Source organism: Bradyrhizobium sp. Bra64 (assembly GCF_024519875.1).
Classification (GTDB): domain Bacteria; phylum Pseudomonadota; class Alphaproteobacteria; order Rhizobiales; family Xanthobacteraceae; genus Bradyrhizobium; species Bradyrhizobium japonicum_G.
Genome location: NZ_JALJRD010000001.1, coordinates 892,236 through 914,005, shown reverse-complemented (window position 1 = coordinate 914,005; position 21,770 = coordinate 892,236). Strand labels below are relative to the sequence as shown.

Sequence of the window (21,770 nt, the reverse complement as noted above, 5' to 3'; positions counted from 1 at the left end):
ATGCAATCGGCTCTCTATGTGGGATTGTCGGCGCAGGTCGCCCTCGAAAAGCGCCTCCAGACGATCGCCAACAACGTCGCCAACGTCAACACGGCGGCGTTCCGCACCGACGTGGTGAAATTCGAGACCGTGCTGTCCAGGGCGGGGGCGAACCCGGTGGCTTTCTCCTCGCCCGGCGACAACATCATCTCGCGCGAGCAAGGCAGCATCACCGAGAGCGGCAACCCGCTCGACGTCGCCGTGGTCGGACAGGGCTGGATCGCCTTCGCCGGCCCGAACGGAACGGTCTATACGCGCGACGGCCGCCTCCAGATCGCGCCCAACGGCGACCTTCAGACCGTGGCCGGCTTTCCCGTCATCGATTCCGGCGGCGCGCCGATCACGCTCGATCCGAACGGCGGGCCGATCTCGATCGCGCGCAGCGGCGCGATCACCCAGGACAACAACGAGATCGGCACCATCGGTCTGTTCAACATTCCCGCCGACGCCAATCTCGACCGCTACGGCAATTCGGGCGTCACGCCCGACCGGCCTGCGACCGCCATCGCCGATTTCTCGCGCGACGGCTTCAAGCAAGGCTATGTCGAGGGCTCCGGCGCCAATCCGATGATGGAATTGACGAAGCTGATCGCAGCTTCGCGCGCCTTCGACGGCACCAATTCGATGATCGAGGGCACCGAGAGCTCGCTCCAGAACGCAATCCGGACGCTGGGCGAACCCGGCAAGTAGACTGCGCCTCGCGCGCAATGAGGTTGGACGGTTTCCTTGAACGCTCTTCGGCAACTCGAGTGGGCGCTGCTGGAGCTTCAGCAGAGCACTCCCCTGGCAAGCGTCAGCGGCGCGATCTCCGAGATCGCCCCGACGCATTTCCGCGTCTCCGGCCTGTCGCGCTTCGTCAGGCTCGGTGAACTGATCGGCGTCAACTCCGGCGGCAAGCCCCAGATCGGCGAGGTGATCAGGATCGACAGCGAGGGCATCATCGCCAAGCCGTTCGATCGGCAATTCGCCGGCGGCCTCGGTTCGGTCGCGTACCGGATGCCGCCCCTGTCCTTCGCGCCCGATCCGAGCTGGAAGGGCCGCGTCATCAACGCGCTCGGGGCGCCGCTGGACGGGCAAGGCCCGCTGACGCCGGGATCGCGTGCGGTCTCGGCAGAGGCGGAGGCGCCTTCGGCCATGAAGCGCGCGCGCGTGCACAAGTCGCTGCGCACCGGCGTGCGCGTGATCGACCTGTTCGCCCCGATCTGCGCCGGCCAGCGCGTCGGCATCTTTGCCGGGTCCGGCGTCGGCAAATCGACGCTGCTCGCGATGCTGGCCCGCAGCCAGGGCTTCGACACCGTCGTGCTGGCCCTGGTCGGCGAGCGCGGCCGCGAAGTGCGCGAGTTCATCGAGGACGTGCTGGGCACCGACCGTCATCGCGCCGTCACGATCGTGTCGACGGGAGACGAGAGCCCGATGATGCGGCGGCTGGCACCGAAGACAGCCATGGCGGTCGCCGAATATTTCCGCGACCGCGGCGAATCGGTCCTGCTCATGGTCGATTCGATCACGCGCTTTGCCCATGCCGCCCGCGAGGTCGCGCTTGCGGCCGGTGAGCCCGCGGTGGCGCGCGGTTATGCACCCACCGTCTTCACCGATCTGCCGCGCCTTCTGGAACGCGCCGGACCTGGCGAGGAGGGATCCGGGACGATCACCGGGATTTTTTCCGTGCTGGTCGACGGCGACGATTACAACGAGCCGATCGCCGACACCATCCGCAGCACACTCGATGGGCACATCGTGCTCAGCCGCCACATCGCCGACCAGGCGCGCTATCCGGCCGTGGACGTTCTGGCTTCGGTCTCCCGCCTCGCCCATAACGTCTGGGATCCCGAGGAGCGCGAATTGGTGAGCAAGCTGCGCGCCATGATCGCCAAATACGAGGACACGCGCGACCTTCGCCTGATGGGCGGATACCAGTCGGGACGTGATTCGGGTCTCGATCAGGCGGTCGACATGGTTCCGAGAATCTACGGCGCGATGCGGCAGGACGCCTCGGCTCCGCCAAGCGCCGATCCCTTCCGCGAGCTCCGGGACATGCTCAGGGGCGACTAGCAGGACGAGACGGCGCGCGGCGCCCCCGCAATCGCGCCTTGCTCATTGTTTCGACAGGCAATTGCGCATGCCGCCACGCTCCCGGCGCATGCGCGCGCAGCCGCCACCGGTTTCCATCGCCAGCGCTTCCACCGTTCGGTTGAGCGAATCGGGGCAGCTGATGCCGAAGCGACGGGGCCGGCGATTACTCGATCCGCGCCGCAACAACCGCAACGTGCAATTCCTGTGAGTTCCCTTGGCGATTCTCCGTCAGAACGCACAGGTTGTGGATGACGTGCCGAAGCACAGCGTCATCATGCACAAGCTTCGATCAACCTGCATCAACGACAGACAACAAAGTGCCGTGCAATCAAACCGTCGCACAGTTAAGTGCATGTAACTCGTCGAACGTTGTTCACCATCATGTGTCCCGAAGAGCGGGATTGTCTTGAACGTTACATTCGATTGCAGAGACATCCAGTCTCCGAGAGTGTCTCTACTTGATTTTGTTGAGAAGCTCATTCATCGTTTCGATGGAAGATAAGAAACGTCTGCGTGTGACTTGAACTTCAGGGGCTTCGGTTGAACTTCTCCGATCCATCGTCTGCTGGCGACGGCAACTCGGGCTCCCGTGCGGCGACGACGCCATTGGCATGCCATCAGCGACGCAATCTCTTGCTCCTGACGACGCGACGCCCATTGGTCCCGGTCGTGTCCGCTGCAGTCCGTGCCTTCGAGCAAGACCCGGGCGCGACGTGCTCTTTGGACGCCACAAATCGTCTGACGCCCCTCGAAGAATTCGAGAGCCTGGGCGCATGGCGGCTTCGGGACGCCGCAGACGAAGCTCCGGGGACGAGGTAAATTCATGCCAGTGGCACGAGAAGCCGTGGAGCTGCTGGTTCAGGCGGCGAGGGCCTGGTATTTCGAAGGCAATCAGCATGGATTGCGCGATCGGGAATGGATGGCACTGCGCTTTCTCGGCCGCGCCAACCGGTTTTCGCGTACACCGTCCGCGCTGGCCGGCTTCATCGGCGCCACTAGGGCGACCGCATCGCAGATCGTGAAGACGCTGGAGAGCAAGTCCTACCTCGTGCGAAAGCCGTCGCACGAGGACAAGCGGTCCGTCGTGCTCCACGTCACCGCGCAGGGCGAGAAATGCCTGAACCAGCACGATCCGATCAATCACGTGCTGAACGCAGTCACGGCGCTTGGGACGGACGAGTGCGTGAGATTGCGCGACTCGCTGCGGGAGATCCTCAATCACCTCGACGCAGCACATCAACGCCTCGATGCCAGCATCTGCCGGGACTGCATGTTTCTCGCCGAACGCAGCCCCGGCGCCGGCCCGGGTGCCGGCAAGGGGCGCACAACGGCCGAATTCATGTGCCGGCTGTATCGCGCCCCGGTCTCGCTCGAGGAGACCGAACTGCTCTGCACCAGTTTTGAGCGTACCCGCGACCGCCCGAAGATCGAGGGACACCTCGACCGCACACGCATGGCGAGCCAGGGGTGAGACGCGCAACGACGGAGCAGAATCCCTCGTGGCAGTCTGGATTTTTTCGCTGTGCTCGCAATGACGGGGCATGAGGCGGCAGATATGCTCTTCCAACTCGCATCTTGAATCGCAGGCACGCCTTCGCATCCTCGCGGCGCAATTCGCCCGAGCTTTGCTTGGTCGCTCCACCCTCTTTGAGCCAAGAGGGCGCAGGGAAGGCCGGGTGCCGACTGGCACCCGCGGTCCGCTGCGCGAAAAGCACACGCAGAGAAAACCGCACAGCAGCATACAGGTGTAGCCAATCACTCGGCCTTCCCTGCGCAGTGGTTGGACGGCTTATGCCGTGCTCTCCCGGGAGCCGAGTTCGTTCTGGCCTCCCTCACTCCAGCGAAAGTCGCCGACACCGCGCCGGTTGACGCGATGCCGCATCCGCAAGAGCTTGACCGTAACAACGACGGCCAGGACCACACGGTTTTGCCGTACGCACGGCTCGCTTGTTCACCATTGGTTTCGACGACGTTTGTGCACGTTGCCGCCGACCTGATGGCGAGACGAACCTGACAGCGCCGCTCGTCGGCACGACGTTTGGGCTCACGGAGAGCAATCCGCCCTGCCCGCACTTCTCGTGCCCGACGCTGCCGCGTCCACCGCAAGCCCGGCTCGCGAACATGACGACCACAAGATCGCCCCTCAAGGATGAGCCGGGATGGGCGACACATACGCTAAAACCGAATTTCGGTAAAGAAGAATATTTTTACGCAAGCGGATTGACAGAACGACGACACAGCAAGAGCCCGTAGCGCGGACGGAGCGAAGCGCAGTCGGGGAAGGTCGATGCGGAGCGAGCGCTCCCTCGGTCCCCCGGCTCCGGACGATAGGGGCGCCCCTTGTATGCATTATCCCAGTTGCCATCCCAGGGCACTTCGCTTTACATGCCGGAAACTCGCCCGCGGATGACGGCCGGGGCTCAAAAATCACACACATTTTCAAAGGGACGGAATATGGCGCGTAACATTCTGATTCTCGGGGCTTCCTACGGCTCGCTGCTGGGCACGAAGCTGCTGATGGCGGGCCATAACGTGACCCTGGTCTGCCGCGCCAAGACCGCGGAACTGATCAACCGCGACGGTACCGAGGTCCGCATCAAGTTGCGCGACGAGGCGGTGCACCGGGCCATCTTCTCGCGTGATCTGCCCGGCAAGCTCGACGCGGTGACCCCGGCCAATGTCGACCTCTCACGCTACGACATGGTCGGCCTTGCAATGCAGGAGCCGCAATACACCAACCACACCGTGCGCGTGCTCATGGTCAGGATCGCTGCGGCGAAGCTGCCGTGCCTGTCGATCATGAACATGCCGCCGCTGCCCTATCTCAAGCGCATCCCCTCGCTCGCAGACATGGATCTCGAGGAGGCCTACACCAATGCGCAGGTGTGGGAGCGCTTCGAGCCGGGGCTCGTGACGCTGTGCTCGCCCGACCCGCAGGCCTTCCGTCCGCCGGAAGAGGCTGCGAACGTGCTTCACGTCGGCCTGCCCACCAACTTCAAGGCATCGGTCTTCGCCGACGAGAAGCACAACAAGGTGCTGCGCGAGCTCGAAGCCGACATCGACGCGGTGACGCTCGACGGCCATGACGTGCCGGTGAAGCTGAAGGTGTTCTCGTCCCTGTTCGTGCCGCTGGCGAAATGGTCGATGCTGCTCACCGGCAATTATCGCTGCATCACGCCGCACGAGCCGCAGTCGATCCGCGACGCCGTGCACGGCGACCTGGCGCGCTCGCAGACGATCTACGACCATGTCGACGCGATCGCCCGCCGTCTCGGCGCCGACCCGCAGGACCAGGTGCCGTTCGCGAAATACGCCAAGGCCGCCGAAAGCCTGCTCAAGCCGTCATCGGCCGCGCGCGCGGTTGCGAGCGGCGCCCCCTTCATCGAGCGCGTCGACCTGCTGGTCAAGCTGATCTCGCATCAGCTCGGCACGCCCAATGCCGAGATTGATCGCACGGTCGAGACCGTGGACCTGAAGCTGAACGAGAAGATCGTGCAAGGCGGATCGGGCGCGCAGTAGCGCGCCGCTCCCGGCTCAAGAGCTCCGCCCAAGCGTTCCAGCCCGCACTTCTACGGCGATCACATCGCGCCTGAACTGCGCCGTGGGCAACACGCATGATTCGCGCCGTGGCGCTCGACGCGCCGCGACGGGGTTGATAAGCCCCTGTCCGCGAATGATGGGAATTTGAGTCGGGACATGACGGTTGCGATCGAGATGGGGCAGACTGCGGCGGGCGCCGCGGCGGCCATGGACCTCGAGGAACTCCTGGCGACCCGTCTGCTGGTGCAGGGCAATTCGGGCTCCGGCAAATCGCATCTGCTGCGGCGTCTGCTGGAACAGAGCGCGCCCTGGGTGCAGCAGGCCATCATCGACCCGGAAGGCGATTTCGTCACGCTGGCCGAGCATTTCGGTCATCTCGTGATCGAGGCCGAGGATCACACCGAGCGCGGGCTTCAGGTCGCCGGCGAGCGCGCACGGCTGCATCGCGTCTCCACCGTGCTCAATCTCGAAGGGCTCGACGCGGAAAACCAGATGCGCCGCGCCGCAGCCTTCCTCGGCGGGCTGTTCGACGTGGACCGCGACCATTGGTACCCGATGCTGGTGGTGGTGGACGAAGCGCAGCTGTTCGCGCCGGCGGTCGCCGGCGAAGTTTCCGACGAAGCGCGCAAGCTTTCGCTCGGTGCGATGACCAATCTGATGTGCCGCGGCCGCAAGCGCGGCCTTGCCGGCATCATCGCGACCCAGCGGCTGGCAAAGCTCGCCAAGAACGTCGCGGCGGAAGCGTCGAACTTCCTGATGGGGCGGACCTTCCTCGACATCGACATGGCGCGCGCCGCCGATTTGCTCGGCATGGAGCGGCGGCAGGCCGAAGCCTTTCGCGATCTCGAGCGCGGACAATTCATGGCGCTTGGTCCCGCGCTGTCGCGCCGTCCCCTGCGTTTGCACATCGGTCCGACCGACACCCACGCGCGCAATTCGACGCCGCGGCTGATGCCGATGCCGGAAGCCTCACTCGAGGATATGCGCGCCGTGATCCTGGCAGCGCCGCCGCCCGATGCCAGCCGCCCACAGCGCCGGCCCGCGCCGGACCTGCTCGAACAGCTTCGCGCCGCGAAAGCCGCCGCGCCGGAGATCCGGCCTGAGGCGGTCGAGGTGCCGATCAGCGCCGAGGAGCTCGCGGAGCGGCGCGAGCGCGTCGATCGTACCTTGCGCGCCGTACTCGCGGCGCCCGATGCCGGGTTCCGCGCCGTCGGCGTGCTCTATCAGGAGTTCGTGGTTCGCTGCCGCATCGAGGGCCTCGGCTCCGCGGTGCCCGACCTCACCGAATTCCGCCGCATGCTGACACGCGCACGCGCCGGGCTCGGCGCCGAGCATGCCGAGGACGACGCCTGGCAGGACGTCTCGCTGCGTGCCTCGATCCTGCCCGACGACATGCAGGGCGTGTTCATGATGATCGCGCGCGCGGCGAAGGAAGGCTGGCCCTGCCCCGGCGATGCCGCGATCGCCCGCGCCTACGGCTCGCACTCCCTGCGCCGGGCACAACGCCTGCTCGGCTACATGGAGGAGCAGGGGCTGATCGTGTGCCAGCTCGATGGCGCCGGCCGCAGGTTCGTGACGCTGGTGGAACTGGCCTGGGCCACGGCGCCGGGCGATCCCAATGGCGACGATCTGCCGGCGGAGCCGGCTCCGAGCGCGGCCTCCGTCTGATATGCTCAGAACGCTCCGGCTACGGTGAGGCGGAACGTCAGCGGCTCGACCGGGTGCAGCACGTAGTCCATCACACCGTTCTGGCAGACCGCCGTCGGTGCGACGCCGCCGGTGCAGAGATTGTACAGCGTGTCGGTCTTGAGCAGCGAACCGTAAGCGTAGGTGATCTGGTTCGCCTGCGTGTTGAAGAGATTGAGCACGTCGAGCTGGACGCGCCAGCCGTTGTCGATGCGATAGCCGAGGCGGCCGTTGAAGATGCTGGTCGCGGAGGAGCGGAAGGCATTGTCTTCCGTGAGCGGGCTCGACGCCAGATAGCGCCAGCGCAAGGCCCCGAACCAGCCGGTCTTCTCGCCGAGCGTGACGCCGGCCGAGGCCACCATCGCCGGCGCATTCGGAATGTAATTGCCGGGCGCATTGCCGATCTGCGCCTCTGGATAGCCGGCCAGCGAGGCGTAGACCTCCGCCTGCTCGCTGTCGGTGCCGCGAAAGCGCGCATGCGTCATGGCGAGATCGGCGTCGATATCGATCCACGATCGCGGGCGATAATGGCTGGTCCATTCGAAACCGTAGCGGCGGCTGGCGCGGGTCGCCGAGGTGTCGCCGGCATCACCTGAGAACAGGATCTCGGAATCCTGGTCGAGGATGAACAGGCTGAGCGAGCTGTCGAGGCCGGGAACAATTCTGCTGCGGACGCCGACCTCCGCTCCCCGCGTGCGCACCAGCAGCGGCGACGGCGTCAGCCTTGTGGAGGCATCGCCGGGGTCTTCCGTCGTGGTCGCGCCGCGCGCGTCGTTGGAATGCATGCCGGTGCCGGCGCCGAGAAAGAATTCGGTCTGGTTGAAGGGGCCGAGCACCATCCGGAATTTCGGGCTGCCGAGCGCGGCGTCGGCACGGCCGGAATTGCCGGCATCGAACAGCGAGGTGACATCGGCGGCGTAGTAGTCGCCGCGGAAGCCGATCGTGGTCCTGAGCCAGTCGGCCCAGCGCACGGTGTTCTCGGCATAGAGGCCGACGCTGCCCTCGCCGACCTTGTCGCTGCGGATGTTGGCGAGAAATCCGCGCTGGAACGTGTTGGTGAGCGCAAGGTCGATCGCGTCATAGCGCGATTGCAGGCCGAAGGTGGTCTGCATCGGCAGGCCCGCCAACGAGCCGTTCAGCGTGCGCGAGATGTTGGCGCCAGCCATCAGTCGGTCGTCGTGCTGGTGAAACTGGTCGCCGAGCATGGGATCGCTGAGGTAGTAGGTAAAATTGTTGAAGAGATCGAGCTGGCTCTTCACGACATAAGCGTTGGCCTTCCACGAGCCGAGATCGTCGCTCTGCGCGACGCGGGCCGAGAGCGCGAAGCGGTTGGTGTTGCCGCCATCGCTCGGATCTTCCGAGCCGAAGCGGTCGAGCAGGCCGCTGGTGATCGCGCGCTGCGGCACCTGGTCCGTCGAATTCCATTTATTGACATAGGCCATACCGGTTATGGAGACTCCATCGGTCGCAGTGCCCTGGCTGTAGCGCACGAGGCCGTTGAGCTTTCGAACGTTGTCCGGATTGTCCCAGGGACCGTTATAGGTGCCGAGCTCGCCGGCGACGAGCAGCGAGCCATCGCCGACTGTCGCGGAGTCCATGCCGAGCAGGCGGCGATAGCCAAAGCTGCCGGCGGTCACCTGCGCGAGACCCTTTTCGGTTCGGTCGATCAGGCCGATACGCACGCTGCCGACGGAGGCGAAGTCTCCCTCGTCGGCGAAATACGGCCCCTTGCGCACGTCGATCGCGGCGACGGTTTCCGGAATCAGCCAGTTCAGATCAGCATAGCCCTGGCCGTGCGCGTGGGTCCGCATGTTGACGGGGACGTCGTCGACGGTGATCGCAAGATCGGTGCCGTGATCGAGATTATAGCCGCGCAGAAAATACTGGTTGGCTTTGCCCTCGCCGGAATGCTGGGTCACGATCAGCCCCGGCACGGCTTCGAGCGCCTCGCCCGGCCGGGTGAAGGGGCGCGCGTTGACCGCGTCGCCGGAGACGGTGAGCTCGCTCGCCATTCCGGGCGCGCCTTTCGCGCCGGAGGCGACACCGGCGACATCCGCTGGCGGCGTTGGCGCCGGCTGTGCGACGCTGCTGCCGTCCACCGCCGGTTTGCCGGCGCGTCGCGGCACAGGCGGCTTCTTGTGACGCGGCGTCTCGCCGCGGGTGACCTGGATCGCGGGCAGCTCGCGCGAGGCACCGTTGCTCTGCGCCAAGGCCCTGTCGCAATCCGCGAGAAGGACGAAGGCCGGGAGTGCCGTCAGCGCGCCGCAGCGACGACCGAGATCAGGCCGCCTCGGTCGCATCGGTGCATACCAGGACCCTTGGCGCGGCGCGGTGCCGATCGCCTGCAAACACACGGCGATAGAGCATGACCGAGACGAGCCAGGCGACAACGAACAGCGCAATCACGGCAAAGCCGACATTCGCAAGCGACCCGTTCAGGTGATCGACCAGCGTCCACACGCCGCCGGACAGGCCGAGGCGATCCGCGATCAGGCCAAGCGCCTCGATGCCGCCGATCAACAGCGCCACCGCGACGGAGGCGCCGGTGATCGTGAGGTTGTACCAGAGCTTTCGCAAGGGATCGACGAAGGCCCAGCGATAGGCGCTGACCATCAGCGCGGAGTCGGCGGTGTCGACCAGCGCCATGCCGGCGGCGAACAGCGCGGGAAAGACCAGGATATCGGCGAACGAAGCGCCGCGCGCGGCCTCACCGGCGGAGATGCTGAGCAGGCCGATCTCGGTCGCGGTATCGAAGCCGAGCCCGAACAGGAATCCCAGCGGATACATGTGCTGCGGCTTTGTCACCAGGCGAAACATCGGGCCGAGCAGCCGAGCGAGGAAGCCGCGGCTGGCAAGCAGCGCCTCGAGGCCTTCGGCGTCGTGAACGCCCTGCTCGCGCGCGATACGAAGCGTCCGCCACAGGCTGACGAAGATAGCGAGATTGATGGCCGCGATCACCAGCAGGAACAGCGCCGACACCGAGGTGCCGATGAAGCCGCCGATTTCCCGCAGCAGGCTGTCGCCGCCGAGGCTCACCACGCCCAGCGCAAGCAGCATGGTCGCGACCACGACCACGGTGGAATGTCCGAGCGCGAAATAAAGGCCGACGCTGCGCGGCGTGCCGCCCGCTTGCATCAGCTTGCGCACGACATTGTCGATGGCAGCGATGTGGTCGGCATCGACGGCGTGGCGCAGGCCGAACACCCAGGCGAGCAGCGCGGTCGCCATCACCGTCGGCCGGTCACCGAAAGCAGCGAAGGCCCACATCCACGCTGCGATATTGGCGGCGATGAGCCCGCCGAACAGCAGCACCACACCGGGCTCGACCGCCCGCAAGGACAATTTCGACACAGCAATCATTCCGTCCGCGCGCCATCGCGCCAGCAGTATGATAATTTCATAGAATGATCATACTGACCAGCCCCGGCTGCGTCCTGATGACCGTATATGCGAATTTGCAGGAGTGCCCGGAGTTAAGACGTGGATGGCCGGGACAAGCCCGGCCATGACGAGGCGGAGAGGTCAGCGCATTGCATCAGGCCGCCTCGGAGCCGCCGAGATAGGCGTCGCGGATGCGGGGGTCGTCCTTCAACGCGCGCGCCGGTCCGGAGAGCACGATCTTGCCGGTCTGGAGCACATAGGCCTCGTGCGCGATCTCGAGTGCGAGGCTGGCATTCTGCTCGACCATGAAGACCGAGACGCCTTCCTGGTTGATGGTGCGGATCAGCTCCAGCACGCGATCGACATAGAGCGGCGACAGCCCCATGGTCGGCTCGTCCATCACGATCATCCGGGGACGGCTCATCAGCGCGCGCGCCATCGCGACCATCTGCTGCTCGCCGCCGGAGAGCGAGCCGGCGCGCTGCGACAGCCGCTGGCCGAGCTTGGGAAACAGCCCCAGCATCTTCTCGAGATCCTGCGCGATCGCCTCGTGATCGTTGCGCACGAAGGCGCCCATCAGGATGTTTTCACGCACGCTCATGTCGGCGAAGAGGCGCCGCGCCTCGGGCACCGAGGCGATGCCACGGCGGACGATCTGCGGCGTGGTCAGCCCCAGCAGCGAGGCGCCATCGAACGTCACGTCACCTGATCGCGGCTTCACGAGACCGAGGATGATCTTCATCGTCGTGGACTTGCCGCTGGCATTGCCGCCGAGCAGGCAGACGATGTGGCCGCGGCCGACCGTGATCGACAGATCGAAATGCACCTGCGCCTGCCCGTAGAACGTATTGACGTTGGACAGCGCCAGCAGCGGCTCGGCTGCGCTCGTCGTCATGCCGCGCTCTCCTGCTCAGCCTTCCCCGACAGGCCGTGGCCGAGATAGGCCTCGATCACCTTGGGATCGCCACGCACCACTTCGCCCGGACCTTCCGCGATCTTCTTGCCCTCGTCCATGACGATCACGCGGTCGGAGAGCCGCATCACCATCTCCAGCTTGTGCTCGATCAGGAGGATGGTCAGCCCTTCCGCCTTCAGCTCGGCGACGAGGCCCTGCATCTCGGCGGTCTCGGTCGGGTTCATGCCGGCGGTCGGCTCATCCAGCAGCAGCAGGCGCGGTTTCAGCGCGAGTGCGCGGGCGATCTCGACGCGGCGGCGGTTGGCGTAGGACAGGCTGTAGGCAGGCTGGTCGATCCGCGGCAGCAGCCGCTCGCCGAAGCGCGCGAGGATGGCTTTCACCTCTTCGCGCAGCCGCTCTTCTTCCGCCCTGACACTGGCGGGACGCAGCAGCGCCAATCCCAGCTCCAGCAGCGGGCCGATCAGCGGCACCGCCGGCTTGACCGCGCGCAGCCGCGTGTGGGCGCCGATCAAAACGTTGTCCATGACGCTGAGATTTCCGAAGACTCGGCCCAGCTGAAAGGTGCGCGCGATCCCTCCGGCCGCAAGCCGTTCCGGCGACAGACCCGTGATGTCCTGGCCTTCGAAGCGGACCTCGCCGGCGTCAGGCCGATCGAGCCCGGTGACGAGATTGAACAGCGTGGTCTTGCCGGCACCGTTCGGGCCGATGATGCTGACGAGCTGGCCCTTCGCGAGATCGAGATCAATCGCATTGACGGCGGTGAGGCCGCCGAAGCGGCGCGTCAGCCCGCGCAGGGACAGCATGGTCGTGTGCTGCTCCGCCATCACATCGTCCCCAACAGGCCCTGCGGCCTGAACCGCACCAGCAGCAGGAGCACGATTCCGTAGATCAGGATGCGATACTCCGCCGCGATCCGGAACACTTCGGGCAGGCCGACCAGCGCCACCGATCCAACGATGGCACCGACGACGTTGCCGAGACCGCCGAGGATCACGACCGTCAGCGCCAGGATGGATTGCTGCGTGTTGAAGGTCTCGTGGTTGATGTAGGAATAGAGATGCGCGGCGATGCCGCCGCTGACGCCGGCGGCGAACCCGCCGAAGATGAAGGCGAGCGATTTGTAGCGGTTCAGGCTGAGGCCATAGGCGCGCGCAGCAATGTCGTCGTCGCGAATGGCGCGAAAGCTGCGGCCGAGATGCGAGCCGAGCAGCCGGCCCTGCAGCAAAGCCAGCACGACCATCACGATGAAGCTGAACCAGTAGATCGATGTCGCGCTGATCAGATCATAGCCGAACAGCGCCAACGGCGGGATGCCGGAGATGCCGATGGGCCCGCGGGTGACGCTTTCCCAGTTCAGGATCACCAGCGACACGATCTCGCCGATCGCGAGCGTGGCGATCGACACATAGTGCCCGCGCAGACGGAACGACGGCGAGATCAGCGCGGTGCCGAGCGCGGCGCTCATCAGGCCGCCGCCGATGATGGCGAGGCCGACGGGGACAGAGAAATTCAGCGACAGCAGCGCGGAGGTGTAGGCGCCGATCGCGAGCAGCGCCGCGTGACCGAGCGAGACCTGGCCGATCGTTCCCGCCACCAGCGTCAGGCTGAGCGCGAGCATGCCGAGCAGCCAGGCGTTGATCAGGGTCTGGAGCACATAGAAGGACACCGGAAACAGCGGCAGGATCGCAAACGCAGCGGCGGCGACCAGCAGCGCCCAGCGTGGAATCCGCACCGGGCGGCTCGGCGCGATGAAGGTGCCGGTGAGCGGCTCGGGCGGCGCCTGTCGTGCGCTCACGAACAATCCGTTCGGGCGCAACACGAGCACCACGACGAGCAGCAGGAATGCGAACAGGTTGCGGTAGCTGGTGCCGAACACGGCGACGCCGTAGCTCTCGACCAGTCCCAGAAGCAGGCTGCCGATCACGGCGCCCGGCACGTTGCCGGCGCCGCCGACGACTTCGGCGACGACGCCCTTGAGCGTCGCCTGCAGGCTCATCGCAGTGTCGATCTGGTTGTAGTACATGCCGACCAGCAGGCCGGAGACGCCGCCGAGCGCAGCCGCAATGCCGAACACCGCCTGATTGACGCGGTTGACGTCCACGCCCATCTGCATCGCGGCATCGCGATCCTGCGCGGTCGCGCGCACCGCCCAGCCGAGCTTGCTATAGCGCAGGAACACGAACAGCAGCAGCGCGCTGGTGATGCCGACGCCGGCAATGAGCAGATCGAGCGGCCCGATCGTGCCGCCACCGACCTGGAAACGCACATCGGGCAACTGGCTCGGCAGCGCGCGCGGGTTGGGCGAGAAGGTCAGCATCACCAGCTGATCGAGCACGAAGCTGATGCCGATCGTCGCGAGCAGCGGTGCGATGCGCACTGAGTTCTGCAGCGGCCGCAGGCCGAACCGCTCGATGACCAGCCCGACCAGCGCGGCGGCCACCGCGACCACGATGATGGTGAGCGGCAGCGGCGTATGCAGCTGCACCACCGCGACCCAGCCGATATAGGCACCGACGAGATAGATCGAGCCCTGGGCAAAGTTGATCAGCCGGCTGACGCCGAAGATCAGCGCAAGCCCGACCGCAACCAGAGCGTAGACATTGCCGACGATCAGCCCGTTGATCGTGTAGTCGAGCCAGGAAGACACGCTGTTGTCACCGCGTAGAGAGAAAAGCGGCCGGAGCGCCCGCTCCGGCCATCATGTCAGGTCGGCTTGCCATCCCAGAGCGCGAACTGACCCTTGCGCACGACGAGCTCGGCATTCATGGCGCCCTTGACGCGGCGGCTCTCGACGTCGAACGTCGCTTGCCCGAAGATCACGCTCGATACGTCCTTCACTTTCGCGAAGGCATCGCGGATGGCGCGCCGGTCGGAGCCGCCGATCCTGATCACGGCGGCCGCCATGTTCATCGCGTCATAGGAGTAGGCGTTGAACGCATCGGGCTCCTGGCCGTTGTATTTCTTCTTGAAGCCCGCGATGAATTTCTTCACCTCGGGGCGCGGGTCTTCCGGGAAGTAGCGCGTGCCGACATGGACGTCCTCGACCGCCTCGCCGCCGAGCTCCAGGAATTTCGGCGAGTAGACCGAGCTCGCGGCGCAGATCACCTGCTTCAGCCCGACCTGACGCGCCTGACGCGCGATCAGCGCACCGTCGGAATAGTACGAGATCAGGATCAGCCCGTCCGGGTTTGCATCACGGACACGCACCAGCGTGGAGCGGAAGTCGCGCTCTTCCGCGATGTAGCCTTCGGTGACCGCGATCTCGGCACCATTCTCCTTGGCCGCCTTGACGAAATAGTCGCGGCTGGTGCGGCCCCAATCGGTGTTGAGATGCAGCACTGCGAGCTTCTTCAGTCCGAGACGCTTGACGGCATAGGCCGCCAGCAGCGGCTGCTCGTCGGCCTGGCTGACCGAGGTGCTCCACATGAAGTCGCCGCCCTTGGTGAAGTCGGGATGAGAATTGGTGAAGCCGAACTGCACCAGCCCGCCGCGCTGATAGATCGGCGAGGCCGCCATCGAAGCGGGACTCGAGAAGTCGCCGAGCTCCATGACGATCCTGGGATCGGAGACGAATTTCTGCGCGATCGCCACCGACTGGCGCGGATCGCTCTGGCTGTCTTCGAAGCTGTAGGCGAGCTTGCGGCCGTTGATGCCGCCGGCCGCCTGGATCTCGTCGAGCGCGAGATCAAAGCCCTGCTTCCACTGCGTGCCATATTGTGCGTTCGGCCCGGTCAGCGGACCGCTGACGCCCAGCAGGATCGGCTCGGACGATTGCGCGAAGGCTGTACGCGAGAATGCTGCTCCCGCCATCATGGCGGCGAGCGAGCTTTTGACCAGGGTACGACGATCGATGTTGCTCATGCAGGGGCTCCATCCTGTCAGGTGTTGAAACAATCAGCAATTTCCATGCCGGTGAGATTGCCTATTTCGAGGGCTCGCCGAGCGACAGCATCAGCCGGTTCGCCCAGTTGAAGAACGAGGCGCCGTTGATGACGTCGACGATCTCCGCATCGTCGAGGCCGGCACGGCGCAGCTCATCGACATTGTCAGGGCCGAACGCAACCGGCGTCGCGGCCAGCGCCACCGACGCCTTGACGACCGCATTCCAGCGCTCGCCGAGATCGGCGCCGACGCCCTCGTCGAGTAGCCGCTGTACGTCGTCGCGGCGCTTGGAATAGGTGCTGGCGAACCGCGCATGCACGGAGGCGCAATAGATGCAGCCGTTGTAGCGCGAGGTCGCCGCGGCCGCGAGCTCACGCTCGGCACGCGGCAGGCCGTCGGCGATGTTGTAGAAGATGTCCTTGTCGGTCTTGGTGCGGGCCTCCAGCACCTCGGGATCGCGCACCAGCAGGCGAAAGTATTCCGATTTGGCGCGGGCGCGATCGACGAGGCCGGCGAAATGCCGCTCGGTCAACTCGGCTTCGGGCAGTGGATCGATCCACGACACCCAGCCGAGCTCGTCCTGGGTGAAGACGACGGGCGGGTTGACTGTGCTTGCAGGGCTCATGGTGCGGTCTCCTCTTACGCGTTCGCTGCTGCGAGCGTTCGCAAGCCGCTGACGACACGCACCTGGAACGACAGGAACGCCACGAGCTGGGAGAAGGTGACGATGCCGGTATTCGACCAGCCCGCCGCCAGCAACGCCTTCATGTCGGACGATGCGGCATCGCGCGGCCGGAACACCAGAAGGTGCGCATGCTCAAACGCCGCCACGAGCCGGGCGCCGAGGTCCGGCCCGCGCTCTGCGCTCACGCGATAGATCAGCCCGGCCTTGTTCTCCACCGACAGCGGGCCCGCCGGAAAGGCGCCGTACGGGCCCGAGGTCTCGCCTCGCGCGATTTCGACCTCGACCGCCTCAACCAGACGCGCGCCATCGGCGGCCGCCGCGAGCTTGGCCCGATAGAAAGCGGCCACGGTAAGCTCTCGGTGAAGGCCGATCACGAAGAACGCGACCGCCGCACGCTCCACCAGCGAAAAATCGCTGGCGTCGATCGGCTCGAACAGCGAAAGATAGCTTGTCTGTGCATTCTCGCGTGCCTGCACGCGGCGGCCGCGGATGGCGTCGAGCGCCGAGCCCGGCTCGATCCCGGCGAGCGTATCGATGATATCCTTCGTTCCCATCATTCAGCCTCGTGCAACGCAACCAGTTTCATGTCGATCAGCCTGCCAGAGCCACATCGGGGGCCGTCCGGGTCCAGCCCAGCGCGGGCGCAACCTTCTCCGCGACCAGCTCGATCGAGCGCAGGATATAGGGATGCGGCGCATCGACCGAATGCGCCTGGAAGACGAGATCGGTGACCCGCTCCAGCGTCGCGTCCGCGCGGAGCGAGGCGATGACCTGGTCGGCCGCGCCGACATGGGTGTCGAACGCCGTGATCATCTCCTCCAGGGTCTCGCCTGGGGGAAGGTGACCACCCTTCATGAATTGCGGCAGCGCGCGCCGCAGCCCGATATCGGCGAGACGCATCGCCTCGGCATGGTCGTCGGCGACGAAGACGCTGCGCGAGGCCATGATGCGCGGCTCGCGTCCCGGCGGCAGCGCTTCGAGATAGGCGTCGATGACCGGGTTCTGGATTTCGGCAAGCGTGGCCTTCGGCGCCCCCCTGGTCCGGGGTTGGGTCCGCGACAGCAAGAGGCCGTCGCCCGCCTTGCCGGCACGGGCGCCCCCCGCGACCGAGAACGTCGCCTGCCAGATCCGGCCGTCCAATTGCGGACGCTGCGGATAGATCGTATCGCCGCCGTCGAGCGGCTTGCCGACCAGCGCCGTGCGAACGACGTCCAGATTGCGAGCAAAAATCTCGTTGCGCCGGGCGCTGTCGAGGCCGAAGGCGGCAAAGGCCGACGGGTTGCCGCCGGTGCCGACGCCGAGCTCGAACCGGCCATTGCAGAGCAGGTCGAGCACCGCGGCATCCTCCGCCACCCGCACCGCATTCTCGAGCGGCAAGGTGACGATGCCGGTGCCGAGACGGATGCGCGAGGTCTGCGCGGCCACATAACCAAGGAAGGTGAAGGGCGACGGCAGGCCGCCCTCGCGCTCGTGGAAATGATGCTGGGCGATCCACGCGGAATCGAGGCCCGCCTTCTCGGCACGCACGATCTGCTCGGCCGCGAAGCGGTAGCGATCGGCGGGCGGGGCCTCGTCGAGAAGCCGGGTGAAGAACCCAAGGCGTTTCAGGTTTGCAAAGCGTTTCATACGACCCCTGTCGGGCGAGGATGGGCCCCGATGATGTCGGTTGCCGCGGCTCCAGACAAGCGGGCATTGTGCAAGGCTGCCCGCCAGATCACTCCCCCTGCGCTGGGCTTTGGCTGGGCAGACTGCCTACCAGCTCGGCAGCACCGCGCCCTTGAACTTGGTCAGGACGAAATCCTTGACCTCCGCCGTGTGGTAGCTTTCGACGAGGATCTTGACCCATGGCTTGTCCTTGTCCGCCGTACGGATGGCGATCAAATTGACATAGGGTCCCATCGGGTCCTCGCGCAGGATCGGATTTTTGACCGGATCGGGGCCCGCCTGGGTTGCGTAGTTGGTGTTGATCGCGGCGGCATCGACGTCGTCGAGCGCGCGCGGCGCCTGCGCCGCGTCGACCTCGATGAATTTCAGCTTCCTGGGGTTCTCGGTGATATCAAGCACCGTCGGTTTGAAGCCCGTACCGTCCTTCAGCTTGATCACGCCCTTGTCGCGCAGGAGCAGCAGAACGCGGCCGCCATTGGTCGGATCGTTCGGGATCGAAACCTTGCCGCCCTTGGGGATGTCGGCGAAAGCCTTGTGCTTCTTGGAATAGACGCCGATCGGAAAGTTCACGGTCAGGCCCACCGACTCGATCTTGTAGCCGCGATCGGCCTTCTGGTTGTCCAGATACGGCTGGTTCTGGAACGAATTGGCCTGGATCTCGCCCGCGTCGAGCGCGGCGTTCGGCACGACATAATCGGAGAACTCGATGAGCTGGATGTCGAGGCCCTGCCTGGCCGCGATCGGCTTCACCGCCTCGAAGATCTGCGCATGCGGCTCCGGCGTCACGCCGATCTTGATGGTCTCGGCCGAGGCGCCCGCCGACCACGCGGCGAGGATGGCGGAAAGGATCAGGGCGGAACGAAACGACATCTTGGTCTCCGCGACTCAGCGTCTTCATGACTCATCGGCAACGATTGGAACCGTATTCGCTTCTCCACGCTGCGAAATCAATGAAATGGAAATCCATATTGAATGCGGGCAGCGGCAAACACCTTCTCCATTCGATGCCCGACGAGAAACGAATTCACGGCGACGACGACGCCGTCCGCAAGCGTGACGCGCATCACGGCGCAGTGACAGCCGGGGAGCGAAAATGGCGGCATCACAGAAACCAATTCAGCCAGGAGATCAGCCATGACCACCCTCACCGCTCCGAAGCTCACAGGCCGGAACCGCCGCGAATGTTTCGTGCTCTACGTCCTGCTCCAGGGTGTGCCGTTCTTTTCCGGCGTCGCGCTGACGATGAAATTGATCGACGCAGCCGAATTCGTCGGCGAACCCTTTGGCGCCGCCATCTTCGTCGCGATGGCGTCAACCCTGCACGCGCTGGTGACGCCGTGGCTCGGACCGAAATTTCCACATTTCTTCGGGCAAAGCTTTGAGCAACTGTTCGCCGATCCGGCGCTGTCCTTCTCCGAGAAGGTCTCGCGCTGGCTGGCGCAGCCGAACACGCCGCTCAAATTGCTGAGCAATCTGCTGCTGCTGTCGGCGCTGGCCGTCGGCGTTGCCGGCCTCCAGTGAGCCTCTTTACTCAGTCCGCCACGTCGCCGGTGACAGCATGATCAGGACGCAGATGGCGGCATAGGCAGCGAGCGACACCGTCACCATGGTGGCAAGCCCCGCCATGCCTGCGCCAAAGCCCGCCACCGCGATCCAGCCGCCGCCCGCCGCAATCAGGATGCGCGCGACGGACGAAACCAGCGGGCCCATCGCGCGGCCCGTGCCCTGGGCGGCGAACGACGTGACGAAGCCAAAACCGAGTGCCGCATAGGCTGGTGCGACGATGCGCAGGTAAGTCATACCCTCGCCCACGACGTCCGCGTCATGGCTGAACAGGTGCAGCCAGGCGGCCGGGAAAATCGCGACCAGGAGGCCAATCGTGCCGGTCATGATCATGCCGACGAGGCCGCTGATCCAGCCGATTTTCCGCGCCCGCGCCGGCTGGCCCGCGCCCATGTTGACACCGACCATGGTCAGTGTCGCCGTGCTGATGCCAAACAGCAGCGGGATCATGATGTAGTCGAGCCGCGAGGCGATGCCGTAGCCGGCGAGCGCGGAGGTCCCGAACAGGCCGACCGCGCCGGTAACGAGGATGACGGTGAGGTTGGTCAGCACCGCGTTGAACGCGGTGGGGATGCCGACCTTGAGCATGTCGCCAAAAATCTTTGCACGCAATGGCACGATGTGCAGCTTGAGGCCGGTGGCGCCAGAGGCCATGTAGCGCAGCAGGAACAACATCGCCGCGCCATAATAGAGGCCGAAGGCGACGCCCGCGCCGCCGATGCCGAGCCGCGGGATCGGCCCGAACCCGAAGATCAGCGCCGGCGAGACCGGAATGGTCACGATCGCGCCGACCAGCGTCACCAGTGCGGGCACCCTGACATTGCCGGAGCCACGCAGCGCTGCGGCCTGGAGATTGACGATCCACACCGGTATGGCGCCGGCGAACAGATAGTTGGAATAGGTGGTCGCCGCCGCCAGCGCATAGCCGGTGCCACCGAGGGCACGATACAGATGCGGACCGCCGACGATGACGCCCAGCGTGAACACTCCGCCGGCGATGATCGCGAGCACCACGGCATGCAACAGCGCCGCTTCGGCGTCAGCGCGGCGGCCGGCACCGACTGCGCGGGCGACGGAGGACGCGACGCCGCTGCCGAAGCCGCCATTCGACATCATGGTCATCAGCATGAAGATCGGGAACACCAGGGCGGCGCCGGCGAGGGCATCGGTGCCGAGATAGCCGACATAATAGGCCTCCGCGATGTTGACCGCGGTCTGTGCGACGAGGACGGTCACGGTCGGCAGCGCCAGCCTGAGCAGCGTCGGCAGGATCGGCGCATGCAGCAACGCCGCACGCCTTTGCTCCGCGGCGCTCGGTGCCGATGCCGCCACCTGGCGAAGCGGCGCCGCGGTGTGGGCCACGAATTGCGTGGCGGACAAGGCCGGCGCGGCGGCATCCTCGACTGACATGGGTACGGTCCTGTGGTTCCCTGAAGGCACGACCGATCGGCCGCCCCTTTGCATTGTGACTATAATGTATTATTATGATCGTAATGCAATAGGACGGCCCTCACGATTTTGTGGCCGGGCGGCGATCGGGTCGCAGGAGGCGGAATTGGCGCGCTACGACAAGGGACACCGGGACACGACGCGGCGGCATATCCTCGATGTAGCCTCGTCGCAGTTCCGCGAGAGCGGTATCGCCGCGGTCGGCCTCGCCGGCATCATGGCGCAGGCCGGCCTGACCAACGGGGCCTTCTACACCCACTTCGCCTCCAAGGAAGATCTGGTTCGCGCGGTGGTGCTCGACGCGCTGGAGCGGCGCGAGCAGAAGCACAAGGACAATCTCGCAAACGGCGTCGCGCTGGAGACGACGATCCGCGACTATCTCTCCCCGCGTCATCGCGAACACGCCGGCACCGGTTGCCCGACTGCGGCACTGGTTGCCGAGATCGCGCGGCATCCGAAGGCGACGCGTGACGCATTCACCGGAAAGACGTCCGAGATCATTGCGCTGATGGCGGCGCAGATGCCGGATGGCTCGGCTACGGACCGTCGGCGACGCGCGATTTCGGTCTACGCGGCCATGGTCGGCGCGCTGCAATTGTCACGCGCGGTGAGCGACGGGCAATTGTCGGAGGAAATTCTCGAGAACGCAATTGGAACAGCGCTGACGATTGCAAATGGACGTTGACGCATTCGAGTCCCCGATGGTCATGTGTGGCATTTTCCCGGCGACTGCAATGAAATTCCGGCCGGAGCAACATTATGAAACTTGAGGCGTCCGCGGCGACCGGGTTAGCGTTCCGGCGCGGCCTTAGAACTTCCCCAAGTTCAGTTAGCTCGCACTGGACCGCCGCCTGAATGCTTCAGGCGGCGGTCCAGCTCCGCTACGCTGCG

At 65.6% G+C, this 21,770-nt stretch carries 19 protein-coding genes; 7 read left to right on the top strand and 12 right to left on the bottom strand.

Features of this window, described 5'->3' with window-relative positions:
* From flgF to NR187_RS04370, 5 genes are all read left to right on the top strand, one after another.
* Window positions 1-729 carry a flagellar basal-body rod protein FlgF gene (gene flgF / locus NR187_RS04390; protein ID WP_211387349.1) on the top strand — a complete coding sequence of 243 codons (729 nt, stop codon included), beginning with the start codon at window positions 1-3 and terminating at the stop codon, window positions 727-729.
* Window positions 730-765: 36 nt separating this feature from the next.
* Window positions 766-2,091 carry a flagellar protein export ATPase FliI gene (fliI, locus tag NR187_RS04385; RefSeq protein ID WP_256805824.1) on the top strand — a complete coding sequence of 442 codons (1,326 nt, stop codon included), beginning with the start codon at window positions 766-768 and terminating at the stop codon, window positions 2,089-2,091.
* An 844-nt stretch (window positions 2,092-2,935) separates the two neighbouring features.
* Window positions 2,936-3,583, top strand: coding sequence for a MarR family winged helix-turn-helix transcriptional regulator (locus NR187_RS04380; RefSeq protein WP_211387351.1), 648 nt, complete (start codon window positions 2,936-2,938; stop codon window positions 3,581-3,583).
* A gap of 983 nt (window positions 3,584-4,566) precedes the next feature.
* Window positions 4,567-5,631 carry a ketopantoate reductase family protein gene (locus NR187_RS04375; protein ID WP_211382358.1) on the top strand — a complete coding sequence of 355 codons (1,065 nt, stop codon included), beginning with the start codon at window positions 4,567-4,569 and terminating at the stop codon, window positions 5,629-5,631.
* A gap of 177 nt (window positions 5,632-5,808) precedes the next feature.
* Window positions 5,809-7,320, top strand: coding sequence for an ATP-binding protein (locus NR187_RS04370; protein ID WP_256805823.1), 1,512 nt, complete (start codon window positions 5,809-5,811; stop codon window positions 7,318-7,320).
* A 5-nt stretch (window positions 7,321-7,325) separates the two neighbouring features.
* Here NR187_RS04370 and NR187_RS04365 read toward each other — a convergent pair whose 3' ends face one another.
* The 11 genes from NR187_RS04365 to NR187_RS04315 all read right to left on the bottom strand — a co-directional run bounded on the left by NR187_RS04365 (window position 7,326) and on the right by NR187_RS04315 (window position 19,003).
* Complete coding sequence (locus tag NR187_RS04365) at window positions 7,326-9,638, bottom strand: TonB-dependent receptor (protein ID WP_256805822.1); 2,313 nt, start codon at window positions 9,636-9,638, stop codon at window positions 7,326-7,328.
* Entirely contained in the window at window positions 9,619-10,698 is a 1,080-nt protein-coding gene (locus NR187_RS04360) for a HoxN/HupN/NixA family nickel/cobalt transporter (protein WP_256805821.1), read from the bottom strand. Before NR187_RS04360 ends, NR187_RS04365 begins: the two co-directional genes overlap by 20 nt.
* A 175-nt stretch (window positions 10,699-10,873) precedes the next feature.
* Window positions 10,874-11,614 (bottom strand): ABC transporter ATP-binding protein, encoded by a 741-nt coding sequence (locus tag NR187_RS04355; RefSeq protein WP_256805820.1) that lies wholly within the window; start codon window positions 11,612-11,614, stop codon window positions 10,874-10,876.
* Complete coding sequence (locus NR187_RS04350; protein ID WP_256805819.1) at window positions 11,611-12,459, bottom strand: ABC transporter ATP-binding protein; 849 nt, start codon at window positions 12,457-12,459, stop codon at window positions 11,611-11,613. The genes NR187_RS04355 and NR187_RS04350 overlap by 4 nt, the downstream gene beginning before the upstream one ends.
* On the bottom strand, window positions 12,459-14,282 hold the full coding sequence (locus NR187_RS04345) for an ABC transporter permease (protein ID WP_256805818.1): 1,824 nt from the start codon (window positions 14,280-14,282) through the stop codon (window positions 12,459-12,461). Before NR187_RS04345 ends, NR187_RS04350 begins: the two co-directional genes overlap by 1 nt.
* 56 nt (window positions 14,283-14,338) lie before the next feature.
* Window positions 14,339-15,496: an ABC transporter substrate-binding protein gene (locus NR187_RS04340; RefSeq protein ID WP_256805817.1), complete on the bottom strand. Its 1,158-nt coding sequence runs from the start codon at window positions 15,494-15,496 to the stop codon at window positions 14,339-14,341.
* 61 nt (window positions 15,497-15,557) lie between these two features.
* Window positions 15,558-16,142 (bottom strand): alkylhydroperoxidase domain protein, encoded by a 585-nt coding sequence (locus tag NR187_RS04335; RefSeq protein ID WP_211382350.1) that lies wholly within the window; start codon window positions 16,140-16,142, stop codon window positions 15,558-15,560.
* A gap of 14 nt (window positions 16,143-16,156) precedes the next feature.
* Window positions 16,157-16,756 carry a CMD domain protein gene (locus NR187_RS04330; protein ID WP_211382436.1) on the bottom strand — a complete coding sequence of 200 codons (600 nt, stop codon included), beginning with the start codon at window positions 16,754-16,756 and terminating at the stop codon, window positions 16,157-16,159.
* A 37-nt stretch (window positions 16,757-16,793) separates the two neighbouring features.
* A complete protein-coding gene (locus NR187_RS04325) occupies window positions 16,794-17,828 on the bottom strand; it encodes a putative FMN-dependent luciferase-like monooxygenase (RefSeq protein ID WP_211382349.1) in 1,035 nt (344 codons plus the stop codon).
* Between the two features lie 126 nt (window positions 17,829-17,954).
* Window positions 17,955-18,737: a MetQ/NlpA family ABC transporter substrate-binding protein gene (locus NR187_RS04320; RefSeq protein WP_256805816.1), complete on the bottom strand. Its 783-nt coding sequence runs from the start codon at window positions 18,735-18,737 to the stop codon at window positions 17,955-17,957.
* A 77-nt stretch (window positions 18,738-18,814) separates the two neighbouring features.
* Entirely contained in the window at window positions 18,815-19,003 is a 189-nt protein-coding gene (locus tag NR187_RS04315) for a hypothetical protein (RefSeq protein WP_256805815.1), read from the bottom strand.
* Between NR187_RS04315 and NR187_RS04310 the strand changes: the two genes are divergently transcribed.
* Complete coding sequence (locus NR187_RS04310; RefSeq protein ID WP_211382346.1) at window positions 19,002-19,388, top strand: hypothetical protein; 387 nt, start codon at window positions 19,002-19,004, stop codon at window positions 19,386-19,388. The two genes, NR187_RS04315 and NR187_RS04310, sit on opposite strands and share 2 nt — an antisense overlap.
* 6 nt (window positions 19,389-19,394) lie before the next feature.
* Here NR187_RS04310 and NR187_RS04305 read toward each other — a convergent pair whose 3' ends face one another.
* A complete protein-coding gene (locus tag NR187_RS04305; RefSeq protein ID WP_211382345.1) occupies window positions 19,395-20,840 on the bottom strand; it encodes an MATE family efflux transporter in 1,446 nt (481 codons plus the stop codon).
* A gap of 145 nt (window positions 20,841-20,985) precedes the next feature.
* Between NR187_RS04305 and NR187_RS04300 the strand changes: the two genes are divergently transcribed.
* Complete coding sequence (locus NR187_RS04300) at window positions 20,986-21,564, top strand: TetR family transcriptional regulator (RefSeq protein WP_256805814.1); 579 nt, start codon at window positions 20,986-20,988, stop codon at window positions 21,562-21,564.
* Window positions 21,565-21,770 lie beyond the last annotated feature (206 nt).